Annotated in this window: 12 protein-coding genes; 8 read left to right on the top strand and 4 right to left on the bottom strand. The window is 34.8% G+C overall.

Going from position 1 to position 13,682, the window contains the following annotated elements; translation table 11 throughout:
- Positions 1-6 precede the first annotated feature (6 nt).
- The 7 genes from H8R22_RS06470 to H8R22_RS06440 all read left to right on the top strand — a co-directional run bounded on the left by H8R22_RS06470 (position 7) and on the right by H8R22_RS06440 (position 9,059).
- Positions 7-1,533 (top strand): RagB/SusD family nutrient uptake outer membrane protein, encoded by a 1,527-nt coding sequence (locus H8R22_RS06470; protein ID WP_187009641.1) that lies wholly within the window; start codon positions 7-9, stop codon positions 1,531-1,533.
- A 15-nt stretch (positions 1,534-1,548) separates the two neighbouring features.
- The gene (locus H8R22_RS06465; RefSeq protein ID WP_187009640.1) at positions 1,549-3,144 is read left to right on the top strand and encodes a hypothetical protein; all 1,596 of its coding nucleotides are present in this window, start codon (positions 1,549-1,551) and stop codon (positions 3,142-3,144) included.
- Between the two features lie 75 nt (positions 3,145-3,219).
- The gene (locus tag H8R22_RS06460) at positions 3,220-4,869 is read left to right on the top strand and encodes a family 16 glycosylhydrolase (RefSeq protein ID WP_187009639.1); all 1,650 of its coding nucleotides are present in this window, start codon (positions 3,220-3,222) and stop codon (positions 4,867-4,869) included.
- A gap of 76 nt (positions 4,870-4,945) precedes the next feature.
- A complete protein-coding gene (gene bglX, locus H8R22_RS06455; RefSeq protein ID WP_394368134.1) occupies positions 4,946-7,246 on the top strand; it encodes a beta-glucosidase BglX in 2,301 nt (766 codons plus the stop codon).
- 3 nt (positions 7,247-7,249) lie between these two features.
- A complete protein-coding gene (locus H8R22_RS06450) occupies positions 7,250-8,005 on the top strand; it encodes a glycoside hydrolase family 16 protein (RefSeq protein ID WP_187009637.1) in 756 nt (251 codons plus the stop codon).
- Between the two features lie 272 nt (positions 8,006-8,277).
- Positions 8,278-8,865 (top strand): RNA polymerase sigma factor, encoded by a 588-nt coding sequence (locus H8R22_RS06445; RefSeq protein ID WP_222616902.1) that lies wholly within the window; start codon positions 8,278-8,280, stop codon positions 8,863-8,865.
- Between the two features lie 50 nt (positions 8,866-8,915).
- Complete coding sequence (locus tag H8R22_RS06440) at positions 8,916-9,059, top strand: hypothetical protein (protein ID WP_187009636.1); 144 nt, start codon at positions 8,916-8,918, stop codon at positions 9,057-9,059.
- A 38-nt stretch (positions 9,060-9,097) separates the two neighbouring features.
- Here the strand turns inward: H8R22_RS06440 and H8R22_RS06435 are convergent, their stop codons facing one another.
- Positions 9,098-9,748, bottom strand: a complete 651-nt coding sequence (locus tag H8R22_RS06435) for an endonuclease III domain-containing protein (RefSeq protein ID WP_187009635.1) — start codon at positions 9,746-9,748, stop codon at positions 9,098-9,100.
- Positions 9,749-9,993: 245 nt separating this feature from the next.
- Here H8R22_RS06435 and bcp point away from each other — a divergent pair, with 245 nt between their 5' ends.
- Positions 9,994-10,446 (top strand): thioredoxin-dependent thiol peroxidase, encoded by a 453-nt coding sequence (bcp, locus tag H8R22_RS06430; protein WP_187009634.1) that lies wholly within the window; start codon positions 9,994-9,996, stop codon positions 10,444-10,446.
- 78 nt (positions 10,447-10,524) lie between these two features.
- Here the strand turns inward: bcp and H8R22_RS06425 are convergent, their stop codons facing one another.
- The 3 genes from H8R22_RS06425 to H8R22_RS06415 are packed head-to-tail and all read right to left on the bottom strand — an operon-like array spanning position 10,525 to position 13,623.
- Positions 10,525-11,145, bottom strand: a complete 621-nt coding sequence (locus H8R22_RS06425; RefSeq protein WP_187009633.1) for a hypothetical protein — start codon at positions 11,143-11,145, stop codon at positions 10,525-10,527.
- Positions 11,142-12,116, bottom strand: a complete 975-nt coding sequence (locus tag H8R22_RS06420; RefSeq protein WP_187009632.1) for a hypothetical protein — start codon at positions 12,114-12,116, stop codon at positions 11,142-11,144. The genes H8R22_RS06425 and H8R22_RS06420 overlap by 4 nt, the downstream gene beginning before the upstream one ends.
- A 46-nt stretch (positions 12,117-12,162) precedes the next feature.
- On the bottom strand, positions 12,163-13,623 hold the full coding sequence (locus tag H8R22_RS06415) for a TonB-dependent receptor (RefSeq protein ID WP_187009631.1): 1,461 nt from the start codon (positions 13,621-13,623) through the stop codon (positions 12,163-12,165).
- Between the last annotated feature and the right edge of the window lie 59 nt (positions 13,624-13,682).

The following is a 13,682-nucleotide window of genomic DNA, read 5'->3' as shown; positions in this document are numbered from 1 at the left end:
ACAAAAATGAAAAAATATTTATTAATTACCCTATTGATGATTACGGTATTTTCTACTGTGATGATTTCTTGTAGTGACGATTTCATTGATCGTCCAGTTGAATATTCGATTGATTCAGAGAATTACTTTAACTCAAAATCAGATTATGATAGTGCATTAATTGCAGCTTACGATATGTTGCAATCAACTTTTATTAATGTCCTAATGGGAGAAATTGCTTCTGACAATACGTTTGCTGGAGGTAATAGCCCAACGGATGTTCCCGGTTACCAACAAATTGATCAGATGACGCACAGCCCCGTAAATGCAAATTTGAAACAGCTTTGGGATTGGATGTTTGCAGGAGTTCAAAGAGCTAATTATATTTTGGAGTTCAAAGATAAAACTGATTTTCAAGGAAAAAACCAAATAATTGCCGAAGCACGTTTTCTACGAGCTTATTATCACTTTGAATTAGTGAAATGGTTTGGTGGAATCCCAATTAAAGGTGATGTTCGTTTCACTCCAGGAGACGAAAAATCGATTCCTCGCTCTTCAATAGCTGAGGTTTACACTTCAATTCAAAATGATTTAATTTACGCTTCTGCAAATTTATCTCCAATTGCTTCTCAAAAGGGTAGAGCAACAAGTGGTGCAGCTCTAGCTCTGTTAGGGAAAGCCTATTTATACGATAAAAAATATGATTTAGCGGCTGCGACTTTTGATAAATTAATCGCAACGGGTAACTACCGTTTAGTAACAACGGCTAATTTGACACCACAACAAATTAGCAGTGGATTAACTCCTTTTGGAAGTATTTTTGAAGACGCTGGTGAAAACGGACCTGAGTCTGTTTTTGAAGTACAATATACTGATGTTGAAGGAGCTAGTTATGGCGCTTTACAAGCAAGTGAAGGGAATGTAGCTGTTGGTTTTGCAGGTCCTTTTGGATATGTAGGTCCTACCTTTGCAGATGGGAATAACTTTAACTTGCCTACGCCTAAAATTGTTAGCGCATTTGAAGCTGGGGATTCTAGAAAAGCAGTAACTATATTAGATATGGTAGCTTGGATTGCTCAAAATCCAGGTACAAGTTACACGAAACAAAATCAAGATACTGGTTTTTTTAATAGAAAGTATATACCTAGAACAAGAAGGCCAGAAGCAGCGGGTGATGTAAAATTAACTAGCCCTAACAACTATAGAGCGATTCGCTATGCAGATGTACTATTGATGGCTGCTGAGGCACACAATAAAAGTACAGCGGTTAATGACGCTTTAGCACGAAGATATTTGAATGAAGTTAGAGCGAGAGCTTTTGGAGATAATGATCACAATATTACAGCTTCAGGAGCTGCTTTAGCTGATTTTATCCAAGCTGAAAGACGAGTTGAATTAGCAGGTGAAGGTTTCCGTTTCTTTGACTTAGTTCGAACAGGAAAAGCATTGCAAGAAATTCCAAATTTTAAGGCTAACAGAAACGAGTTATTCCCAATTCCTATCGAAGAAATTCAATTCGCAGCTGGAAATTGGACTCAAAACCCTGGATATTAATATAACCATACTATTATGAAAAATATAAAATATATAGCAATCCTTCTATTTGTAGCAGTTCTATCTAGCTGCTCAGCAGAGAATGATTTACTTGATGTAGATGCTTTAGGAGCGCCTACGAATATATCTGCCTTAACAACTGTTACGCAAGATAATACTGGTAATGTTACTTTCTTGCCTAGAGGTGAGGGAGTTTCTCAATATGAAATTACTTTTGGTGATGGTACTGCTGCTCCTGCTTTCGTTAGTCCGGGAAGCACAGTTACACATAAATATAAAGAAGGTGTGTATCAAGCAAAAATTGTTGCAACTACTTTAAACGGTAAAAAAACAGAGAGTACTCAAGTGGTTACTGTTTCATTTTTAGCGCCTATTAATTTTGTTCCTACAATTACAATTGGAAGCAATCTTTCTATTGAAGTTAGTGCAAAAGCAGATTTGGAAACATTTTTTCAAGTTTATTATGGTGATGTGGTAAATGAAGTTCCTGTAGACTTCATGGAAGGTGAAGTGAAAACACATACCTATGCTATACCGGGAACATACCAAGTTCGAATAGTGGCTTTGAGTGGTGGTGCTGCTACAGTGCAAAGTACTCAAAGTGTAGTTATCACAAATTTGTTTGCTGCTCCAGTACCAACGATACCAGCAGCTAATGTTATTTCACTTTTTAGCGATAGCTATACAAATGTTACTGTTGATACATGGAGAACATCATGGTCACAAGCTGATTTAGCTGATATTGATATTACTGGAAATAACGCTAAAAAGTATAGCAATTTGAATTTTGTTGGTATCGAAGCTACCACAACTCCTATCAATGCTTCAACAATGACATTTTTCCATGCCGATATTTGGTCATCAAATTTGACTGAGTTCAAGGTGAAATTAGTAGATTTCGGTGCAGACGGTAGTTTTGGCGGAGGAGATGACAAAGAACATGAAATAACTATTTCTAATCCTGAGAAAGAGGAGTGGGTAAGTTTAGATATTCCTTTAAGCAGTTTTACAGGCTTAACAACGCGCTCACATATTGCACAAATCATATTTGTAGGAGCACCATCAGGAGCTACAACAGTGTATGTCGATAATGTTTTCTTTTATAATCTAGCGGGATCAGTAACAGCGGCACCTGTTCCGACATTGGCGGCGTCAAGAGTTATTTCCATGTTTAGTGATAGCTATACAAACGTTCCTGTAGATACTTGGAGAACGTCTTGGTCTAGTGCAGTTCTGACAGATGTTACTATTAGCGGAAATGCTACTAAAAAATATAGTGCTCTGGATTTTGTTGGTATAGAAACAGTAACAAATCAAATTAACGCCACTACTATGACGCATTTTCATCTTGACGTATGGTCAGCTGACTTTACAGAATTTAAAGTAAAACTAGTAGATTTTGGTCCAGATGGAAATTTTGGAGGAGGAGATGATGCAGAGCATGAAATAACGATACCATCGCCAGCAAAAGGTTCTTGGGTAAGTTTAGATTTACCGCTTAGTTCATTTACAGGCTTAACTACAAAAGCTCATATGTCTCAATTTATATTGGTAGGAGCACCTTCTGGAGCTAATACTGTGTATGTTGATAATGTTTATTTCCACAATTAATAATTGTAATAAAGGAATCCAAAAATAGCTAGGACACTATAATCGACTAGACTTAATTTTTAAAAAAAGATAAAGATGAAAAGAATAATAATAAAATTAGTATCTGTTTTTGCCCTTCTTTTGATGGTCAATTGTCAGGATGATAATTTAAGTTTTGGTACTTTAAGTGCCCCGACGAACTTAAGTGTTTCAGTTGAAATAACGGGTAAAACAGCTGCTCTACCTAACGGAGATGGTTCAGGTATTGTTAAATTCACTAGTACAGCTAATGATGCTATTTCGTATAAATACATTTACGGTGATGGTGTTACTGAAAATTCACCTGGAGGAATTGCAGAGCATGGTTTTACAACCGTTGGGGTAAATACGTATACAGTAACAGTGGTTGCTTATGGTAAGGGTGGTATTGCTACAAACCAAACCATTAATGTTACTGTATTTAGCGATTTTAGTGACGAAAAATCTACGCAGTTGCTTACAGGTGGTAGTGCAACAGGTAAAAAATGGTATATAGCCGCATCTGAAAAAGGACACCTTGGTGTTGGTCAAAATGATGGTGATGCTACTAAAAATTATTTCGCAAATTACTATCAAGCAGATCCTTTTGAAAAAGCTACTTCTTGTTTCTATGATGGAGATTATACATTTTCATTAGTTAATGATAGAATAGAATACAAACAAGATAACAAAGGAAATACATTTTTTCACAACTCTTATAAAAGTGTTGCTGGCGGAGTAAATGGCGGAGATGATGCTTGTTTACCATACAGCACAACAGGAACAAAAATTGTTGCATTAAGCCCTTCTACATCTGTGGTTTCTAAAAATCCTGCAGAAACAAGAATTACTACAGGAACAATAATGAATTTTTCTGATGGAGGTTTTATGGGTTATTATGCGGGAGCGACACAATTTGAAATTTTATCTATCACAGATAATAGAATGGTAGCGCGCTTAGTGCAAGCTAACAATGTTGCATTGGCGTGGTATTTAGTTTTTACCACAACTCGTCCCACTCAAGCTGCCACTGCAACAGACTATACTGTTTTAAAATTCTCAGATGAGTTTAACGTAGATGGAGCACCAGACGCAACTAAATGGAGTTATGATCTTGGAACTGGTGATAATGGTTGGGGAAACAGTGAGTCTCAAAGTTATACAAGTGCTGCCGATAACGTAATTGTTTCAGGTGGGAACTTAAAAATAACAGCCAAAAAAGTGGGTTCAAGCTACACTTCAGCAAGGTTAAAAACCGAGAATAAATATGAATTCACCTATGGTAAAGTAGAGGTTAGAGCAAAGCTAACAACTGGAGCCGGTACTTGGCCAGCAATATGGATGTTAGGTGAGAATTACGCAACAAATGCATGGCCAAATTGCGGAGAGATTGATATAATGGAATACAAAGGAAGTCAGCCAACAACTATTTATGGTTCGCTACACTATCCTGGTAACTTTGGAGGGAATGCTAACACTGCTACAACTACAATAGCTAATGCTGCATCTCAGTTCCATATCTACAAAACAATATGGAGTCCAGCATCAGTAAAAATCTATGTAGATGATGTTTTGTTTCATACCGTAGCAAATACCGCTTCTTTGCCTTTCAATAAAGATTTCTTTCTTATACTAAATGTGGCAATGGGAGGAACTTTTGGAGGAGCTATTGATCCAGCTTTTACCCAATCATCAATGGAGATTGATTATGTTAGAGTGTATCAATAATTATAGTAGAATATTAATGTTTTTTTTAAAGGTCGGAATTCATTTCGACCTTTAAAATTTAAGTAAATAGATGAAGATGAAATTTATAAAACCTATCTCTTTCTTTGTTGCAACTTTGGTTGTAATTAGTTGTAGTCAAAAAATTGTTCAGCCTCGAGTTGCATTTGCACAAAAGACCACTTTAGAAAGCCGTGTAGATTCAGTAATGAAACTAATGACATTAGAAGAGAAAATTGGACAACTTAATCAATACAATGGTTTTTGGGAAATTACAGGACCATCACCTAAAGAGGGACAAGCGGCGAAAAAGTATGATGATCTAAAAAAAGGATTAGTCGGGTCGATGCTTAACGTCAAAGGCGTTAAGGATGTAAAGGCGCTACAGAAGATCGCTGTTGAAGAAACACGTTTGGGAATTCCACTACTTTTTGGATTTGATGTAATCCATGGCTATAAAACAATCAGTCCTATTCCGTTAGCCGAAGCAGCCAGTTGGGATCTTGTTGCTATTAAAAAGTCTGCAGAAATAGCTGCTGAGGAAGCTGCTGCTGTTGGTTTAAATTGGACATTTGCTCCCATGGTCGATGTGGCTCGAGACGCGAGATGGGGTCGAGTTATGGAAGGTTCTGGTGAGGATCCATATTTAGGAAGTTTAATTGCTGTAGCGCGTGTGCAAGGATTTCAAGGCACCGATTTGAAAGCCAGAAATACTATTTTGGCCTGCGCTAAGCATTTTGCAGGATATGCTTTTGCTGAATCGGGACGAGACTATAATACGGTTGATGTGGGAGAGTCTACGTTACAAAATATTATTTTCCCTCCTTTTAAAGCAGCTGCTGATGCGGGTGTACGCACCTTTATGAACTCGTTTAATGAACTAAACGGAATCCCGGCAACAGGTAATTCTTATTTGCAGCGACAAATATTAAAAGGAGATTGGGGATTTGATGGTTTCGTAGTTTCTGACTGGGGTTCGATCAATGAAATGATAGCGCATGGTTATGCTAAGGATAGTAAACAGGCTGCAGAGATTGCAATCAATGCGGGCTCAGATATGGATATGGAATCGAGTGCGTATGTAGAGTACTTGGCTACATTGGTAAAGGAAGGAAAAGTAAAAGAAGCGACTATTGATGATGCAGCAAGACGTATTTTAAGAGTGAAATTTGAATTAGGCCTTTTTGATAATCCCTACTTATATTGTGATGAAAATTATGAAAGGGAGACAGTAGGTAAGGCGGCTTTTCAGGAAGGCGTTTTAGATATAGCCAAAAAATCAATTGTTCTTCTAAAGAATGAAAAAGAATTACTTCCATTAAAAAAATCTGGTCAAAAAATCGTTGTGATAGGAGCCCTAGCTAATGATAAAACAAGCCCGCTAGGAAGCTGGAGAATTGCCGCTGATGACAATTCAGCAGTTTCACTTTTAGAAGGTTTAAAAAAATACGAAGGAAACCAAATTACCTATGTTAAAGGGGCTGATGTAGCTGTTGGTAGAACTGAGTTTGTATGGGAAACTAAAATCAATACGACAGATAAAAGTGGCTTTGCAGAAGCGATCACTGCTGCAAAAGGCGCTGATGTTGTAATTATGTCTTTAGGAGAACATGGTTTACAATCTGGAGAAGGTAGAAGTAGAACCGAAATTGGTTTACCTGGAGTGCAGCAAGAATTGTTAGAAGCAGTGTATATGGTTAATAAAAATGTGGTTTTAGTTTTAAATAACGGCCGACCATTAACTATCCCTTGGGCTGCAGACAATATTCCAGCCATAATTGAAGGATGGCAATTAGGAACACAAAGCGGAAATGCTATTGCCCAAGTTTTATATGGAGATTATAATCCAAGTGGGAAATTACCAATGACTTTTCCAAGAAATGTAGGTCAATTACCGCTCTACTACAATTATAAAAATACAGGACGACCGGTAATGAATGAACCAGAAAGTGTTTTCTGGTCTCACTATATCGACGAAAAAAATACGCCCGTTTATCCTTTTGGTTATGGATTAAGCTATACAAAATTTGAGTACTCTAATCTTAAACTAAGTAGTAACACGTTTAACGCTGAAAGTGAAATTGAAGTTTCAGTGAACGTGAAAAATATTGGAAAATATTCTGGAAAAGAGGTGGTTCAACTTTATATTAGAGATTTAATAGCATCTGTTACTCGCCCTGTAAAAGAGTTGAAGGGCTTTGAAATGATCGAATTACAACCTAACGAAGAGAAAGAGGTTGTGTTTAAAATTAATAAAAAAACAATAGAATTTTTCACCGCTAATGGTAAGTGGGAATCGGAAGATGGTGATTTTAAAGTATTCGTAGGAAGTAGTTCTGCTGATACACTCGAAAAAGATTTTACGTACCTTAATAACTAGATAATGAAGAGATATTTGATTTTTTTAATGGTAAGCTCTGCCCTTATAGCGCAACCAAAAGGTAAAAAACTAGTTTGGGAAGAACAGTTCAACCATAAGAATCTAAACGAAAACAATTGGAATTTTGAAGAAGGTGATGGTTGTCCTAATTGTGGTTGGGGTAACAATGAACCACAGCTGTATACTAAAGAGAATCACCATTTAGTTGACGGAAATCTAATCATAACTGCAAAAAATGATAATGGTAAGTATACGTCTACTAGAATTAATACTAAAGGCAAACAAGAGTTTACTTATGGCTACATTGAAGCGAGAGCTAAAATTCCAGTAGGGCAGGGAATGTGGCCTGCCTTTTGGATGCTAGGATCTAATATAGATCAAGTTGGGTGGCCAAAATGTGGTGAGATTGATATTCTTGAGTATGTTGGTAAAGAACCTAATATTATATTTACGTCGTTGCATACACAAGATAGCCATGGAAATACGATCAATACAAAAAAGACAACAATTGAAAATATAGAAGAGGGATTTCATATCTACGCTATAGATTGGACTAAAGATAAAATTGACTTTTTTGTAGATCATAAATTAGTCTATACTTTTAATCCTGCCGTGAAAAATGCGAGTACATGGCCATATGATAAGTCTTTTTTTATTTTACTTAATGTAGCTGTTGGTGGCAATTTTGGTGGACCAGAAATCAATGACGCAATATTTCCTCAAGAATTCATAGTTGATTACATCAAAGTTTATCAGTAAGATTTGTATAAATAGGTTGTGTTTTTTTAAATTGGGAGTTATATCTTTCAATTTCAGCAAGTGAGATCGAATCATAATCAGTTTTAAGATAAAAAATATTTTTTGCAACGAAAATTTGTGAAAAATATTTTTTTATTTCTGTTAAATCTTGTTTAAAATAAATATTTTATTAAATTTGATTATTGTAAAATAACAAAAAATTAAATTAGCCTATAGTAAAAAACTACTTTTTAGAAAATTACCCCATTTACATTAAACTAAAAAGTATTACTATGATAGCTAATATACAAACTCCAGATGCTTTATTGGTTCAAGATTATATAGCAGGTAATGAAGAATCATTATCCGTTTTAATCAAAAGGCATGAATCCAGAATTTATGGTTTCATCTATTCAAAAATTGCCGATAGAGACATATCCAACGATATATTTCAAGATACTTTTATAAAAGTAATAAAAACCCTTAAATCTAAATCGTACAACGAAGAAGGTAAATTTTTACCTTGGGTGATGCGCATTGCGCACAATCTAATTATCGATCATTTTAGAAAAAACAAAAAGATGCCTCTATTTCGTGAAACCGAAGAGTTCTCTATTTTCTCTATTATGTCTGATGATTCACCAACGATCGAAAACAAAATCATATCTGACCAAGTAGAAGTTGATATTAAAAGACTTATTGAGGAACTTCCTGCTGATCAAAAGGAAGTTTTAGTAATGAGAATGTATCAGGATATGAGTTTTAAGGAAATCTCTGAAATAACAGGTGTTAGTATTAATACCTCATTAGGTCGAATGCGCTACGCATTAATGAATTTAAGAAAAGTTATTGACAAACATCAAATTGTTTTAACCAACTAATACTATTTTCAAATAAGTTGCGTTCATAGTAGAAAGAAAACTATTTGAACATGGCAAAAATTTACTCAAAAAATGCATTGTCTCCTAAGTCAATGAAACCTAAAAAAGAAGTTGTTTCTTTTTTATTAAATTATTCTAAAGCGTTAAGCATTATTAAAACAGATCGAGTTAGTTTTGAAATAATTGCGAATTAGTTTAACTGAACTTCCCTAAAATTGTATTCAAGGGAAGTTTATTTTTTAACTGCGGTTGTAATCACTGATTTACGACCGATAGTTTGGGTAATAACATCTTTCTCTAAGTCCCAGCCACGAGCAGGAGAGTATTCGCGACCGTACCAAATAATTTGCAGGTGCAAGTCATTCCAAATTTCCTCTGGAAAAAGACGCTTGGCATCCTTCTCTGTTTGTACCACATTTTTACCATTAGTCAAATTCCATCGATACATCAGGCGGTGAATATGCGTATCAACAGGAAACGCTGGTACACCAAAAGCTTGCGACATTACTACGCTAGCAGTTTTATGCCCCACAGCAGGCAATTCCTCAAGGAATTCAAAACTTTGAGGTACTTTACCATCATGTTTATCAATTAAAATATGGGACAAGCCATGAATACCTTTTGATTTCATTGGTGATAATCCGCAAGGACGAATAATTTCCTTTATTTCTTCAACCGTCATTTTAATCATATCGTACGGATTATCAGCCTTCGCAAATAATAGCGGTGTAATCTGGTTTACGCGCACATCAGTGCATTGGGCTGATAGTAAAACAGCAATCAGCAGAGTATATGGGTCTTTGTGGTCTAACGGAATTGGAATAGTAGGATATAATTCTTTTAACGTATTTATAACAAACGTTACCCGTTCTTGCTTAGTCATTTTTGTAATTTTATATCTCGTAAAAATACTATAATTTTTATCATGCGCCTAATCCAGCTGTCTGTTACAAGTCCTCCTTGAAAATCTTTTTTTCTAAAGTCAAAAAAGGAGCTTCCTAGGGTTGCTCTTTTTTAACAAGAAAAAAATAGTTTTTCAAGTCCGGGCTTTTCTCGACCATCTGGGGCCGGAAATAGTCGCTAAATCATAAATCAATTGTAATAAACCATATTCCAAAATATACCACTATGACAACATTAAAAAAAGGAGATCACGCTCCAGCATTCTCAGCCTTAGATCAAGACGGCAACTCACATAATTTAGCTGATTACAAAGGGAAAAAACTAGTAGTTTTCTTTTATCCAAAGGCAAGTACGCCAGGCTGTACTGCCGAGGCTTGTGATTTAAGAGATAATTTTGAGCGTTTTGAAGCGAATAATTATGCTCTATTAGGCGTAAGTGCTGATGCTGCTGCAAAACAAGCTAAATTTAAAGAAAAATATAATTTCCCATTTCCTTTACTAGCTGATGAAGACAGATCAGTAATCGAAGCCTTTGGTGTTTGGGGGCCTAAAAAGTTTATGGGCAAGGAATATGATGGAATTCATAGAACGACTTTTGTCATAGACGAAAATGGAATCATTGATGAGGTGATCGAAAAAGTAAAAACTAAAGAGCATGCAGCTCAAATATTAAAATAACTCGCAAACTTTGCCATAAAAAAAAGTTCTAAATTATCTTTAGAACTTTTTTTTATGACTTGTATTATTGATGTTACTTTACATTTTCACAAAGATACCTTTCGTACTCAATTTATATCGAACCGTTTCTGCAGTAGTATCTTTTACTGTTTTTTCTCCCAAGATATCTCCGTCATTATTATAGTTTAAGCCATCAATCGCTATTTTTTTAATCGTAATGACACCATCTGTCGCAATCGTAAATTCACGGTAATATTCCGTTTCAAAAGTGAATCTACAATCTACTAATAACGCATCGATTTGCTTGCCCTCTAAATAACTATTTAGTTGCATATTTACTACCTTCAAGTCATTTTCACCATAGGAATGGTAAGCTATTAGTTTGTAAGCTACATCTTCAAAATCAAAACTAAAGGGTGTGTAGTATTTGAAATCTTCTGTTTTATCAAATTCAAAATCATTCTCACGAATAGGGTAGCTAAGTTCTATATCCGTAAAGGACTTGGGATTTTTTAGATTAATCAGTTCATACTCGCTCAACTCAGTATTAAATTTTAAATGTGGCGCAAACGACTTGGAACTATAAATAATAGTATTGACTTGAGTAGAGGTTGCAGTTGGTAATACAGTCGTCTTACTATCTTCTTTTTTACAAGAGCAAACAATTAGTATTAAGATAAAAAAGATAAATTTCTTCATTGCTTTATTTCTTTAAAGTCAGGTTCGTAGTTTTGCACATGCAGATGATGATGATGGTTTGTAGTCTTGTGTGTTATATGATGCAAGTGTTTGGTCGTTTTTTTTACGGTGTAGGTCCAGCCTAACATTTTTTTCCAACCAAATTTGTATAGAGCGTCATTCCATTTATTTTGTCGCGAATAATCAAGAGAATCGGGCGCTTTGCTAATATTTAAACTAGTTCCAGGTCCACATTCTAAAGTCTTGTCTGATCTAAGGTACTTAAAATCTCCATTATTGCCATTAATGTGGCTTCGACTTGGTTTTGAGGAACCATCTTTATGGCTAAAGCCATTACAACTAATATCGAGGTAATTAACTTCAAGCATTGCTCCAAAAAAACTGGCTAGCGTTTGCTCATTTACAAATGATCTACGAGAATCAATATTAAAATGATACTGATAGTTGTTTTGTTTGAAAAATTTAGGTACAACCTCTAAATTAATCAAATTCATATACTCATCTTCACTACCTCTAAAGGTCTTAGTTTTATGAATTTTAAAACTGCCTAAATTTATAGTTTTTCCTTCTTTAGCTATGTATTCGTACTTGTACTTATTTTCATTTCCTGCGGCAACTACTTTAGGAATATGTTTTTCAATACGGCCATTAAAAAAAATTCGATAAGTGATGATATCAATTTTTTGAGTTGCCTTAATTTCCCTAAGTTCCTTAAAAGAGTTGCTTATATTTTCATTATGAATTGTATCTCTTGTAGGCTCGACCAGAACTAATTTCTGATCTTTCTTTAGAAGTAGTTTATTAAGTATTTCTTTATTTTTATAAATTAGGGTAGAAGAAGCTATTTTGGTTTTGTCTGATACTAATTTAGTTTTATTTGTTAAAATTAATTCTGAATTATTACTAACTATTTTGTCTGTTTTTACTATGTTAAAAAACAGACTTACAGCGCCTAAAATATGCCAAATCATAAATGTACTGGATCTCTATTATATTACTTTATATTTGCCCTTTTGATCAATTGATCGCTTTTAATTGTTTGTTTGGGTCATAACCAAAAAGGTAATGTTCTTTGATTATCTCAGCAATACCTATAGGTAGCATTTGTTCCCATCCTGGTTTACCCTCATTGATCATCTTTAAAACTTCTCGAGAAAATACTTCTAAAGTTTCTTTATCATAATCAGTTATGTCTGTAACCTTTCCATTAAATTTAAAGAATTTGTATAATTCTTTCATTCTTGGATGTACTTTTAGATTTTCAGAAGTAATGATTTCTCCATTTTCATCTAACATTGGATACAGGAAAACTTTCATATCCCTAAAGAATAATTTCCCGAAAGCTTCTAGAATTCCTCCACTCAAATGACGGTAATACTTTTCGTCAAAAATATCCACTAGGTTATTTACACCCATGGCTAATCCCATTCTGGCTTTTGTATAATTAGAGAAGTACTCTACTACTTTATAATATTCTTGAAAATTCGATATCATGACCGTCTGCCCTAAAGAACAAAGCAATTCAGCTCTGTCCATAAAGTCGCGTTCGTCAATTTCACCATCTGATCTTAAATTCGAAAGAGTAATCTCAAAAACAACGAGTGTATTCTCTTTTTCGACCTTACTTTCTTGCAAGAACATTTCAAGTGACTTTTTATACATATCCATATTCACCTTAGTAACAGGACGAAAACTTCCCCTTAATGCAAGAATGTTTTTTTTGTATAAAATAGCAGCTGGTAGAATGTTTTTTCCGTTTGGATCAAACATGACAGCATCAGTCATTCCGTTTTTTACTAATTGCAAACTCATCAATCGATTGTCTACATCTGCAAAACGTGGGCCTGAAAAATTGATAGTATCAATTTCAAGTTGGTCCTTATCTAAGTGATCGTATAAATAACGTAATAATCGTTTAGGATCATTGTATTTATAATAAGCTCCATAAATTAAGTTCACTCCTAGGATACCTAAAGTTTCTTGCTGTAACCGGGCGTCAGTTTCCTTAAAACGGATATGTAGTATAATTTCGTTGTAATCTTCGTCTGGCTCAATTTGGTAACGAATACCAACCCAACCATGTCCTTTAAATTGTTTTGCAAAGTCGATCGTCGCTACCGTATTAGCATAACTAAAAAACATTTTATTAGGATGTTTTTCTCTGCTTAAACGTTTTTCGATCAACTGACCTTCCATAGTAATCATTTTCTTCAAACGACTTTCAGTCACATATCTACCGTCTTCTTCAATCCCATAAATAGAATCACTAAAGTCTTTGTCGTATGCTGACATCGCTTTTGCAATGGTACCAGATGAACCACCTGATCTAAAAAAATGCCTCACCGTTTCTTGTCCAGCGCCAATTTCAGCAAATGTTCCGTATATATTATCATTTAGATTGATACGGAGTGCTTTATCTTTGATCGAAGGTATTTGATTGATGACTTTGTCACCTTTTAATTTTATTTCAGTATCCATTTTTCTTTAAATATGGGTAATATGTTACAAAGTTAATTAAATAGGTTTCTAATGAAAGA

Source organism: Flavobacterium kayseriense (assembly GCF_014305095.1).
In the GTDB taxonomy this organism is placed as follows: Bacteria; Bacteroidota; Bacteroidia; order Flavobacteriales; family Flavobacteriaceae; genus Flavobacterium; species Flavobacterium kayseriense.
This window is presented reverse-complemented; position numbering and strand designations above follow the sequence as displayed.

What these genes read in the sequence shown, in the direction of transcription:
- H8R22_RS06470 (WP_187009641.1), top strand. Translation starts at nt 7, where the DNA reads ATGAAAAAATATTTATTAATTACCCTATTGATGATTACGGTATTTTCT.
- H8R22_RS06465 (WP_187009640.1), top strand. Translation starts at nt 1,549, where the DNA reads ATGAAAAATATAAAATATATAGCAATCCTTCTATTTGTAGCAGTTCTA.
- H8R22_RS06460 (WP_187009639.1), top strand. Translation starts at nt 3,220, where the DNA reads ATGAAAAGAATAATAATAAAATTAGTATCTGTTTTTGCCCTTCTTTTG.
- bglX (WP_394368134.1), top strand. Translation starts at nt 4,946, where the DNA reads ATGAAATTTATAAAACCTATCTCTTTCTTTGTTGCAACTTTGGTTGTA.
- H8R22_RS06450 (WP_187009637.1), top strand. Translation starts at nt 7,250, where the DNA reads ATGAAGAGATATTTGATTTTTTTAATGGTAAGCTCTGCCCTTATAGCG.
- H8R22_RS06445 (WP_222616902.1), top strand. Translation starts at nt 8,278, where the DNA reads ATGATAGCTAATATACAAACTCCAGATGCTTTATTGGTTCAAGATTAT.
- H8R22_RS06440 (WP_187009636.1), top strand. Translation starts at nt 8,916, where the DNA reads ATGGCAAAAATTTACTCAAAAAATGCATTGTCTCCTAAGTCAATGAAA.
- H8R22_RS06435 (WP_187009635.1), bottom strand. Translation starts at nt 9,748, where the DNA reads ATGACTAAGCAAGAACGGGTAACGTTTGTTATAAATACGTTAAAAGAA.
- bcp (WP_187009634.1), top strand. Translation starts at nt 9,994, where the DNA reads ATGACAACATTAAAAAAAGGAGATCACGCTCCAGCATTCTCAGCCTTA.
- H8R22_RS06425 (WP_187009633.1), bottom strand. Translation starts at nt 11,145, where the DNA reads ATGAAGAAATTTATCTTTTTTATCTTAATACTAATTGTTTGCTCTTGT.
- H8R22_RS06420 (WP_187009632.1), bottom strand. Translation starts at nt 12,116, where the DNA reads ATGATTTGGCATATTTTAGGCGCTGTAAGTCTGTTTTTTAACATAGTA.
- H8R22_RS06415 (WP_187009631.1), bottom strand. Translation starts at nt 13,623, where the DNA reads ATGGATACTGAAATAAAATTAAAAGGTGACAAAGTCATCAATCAAATA.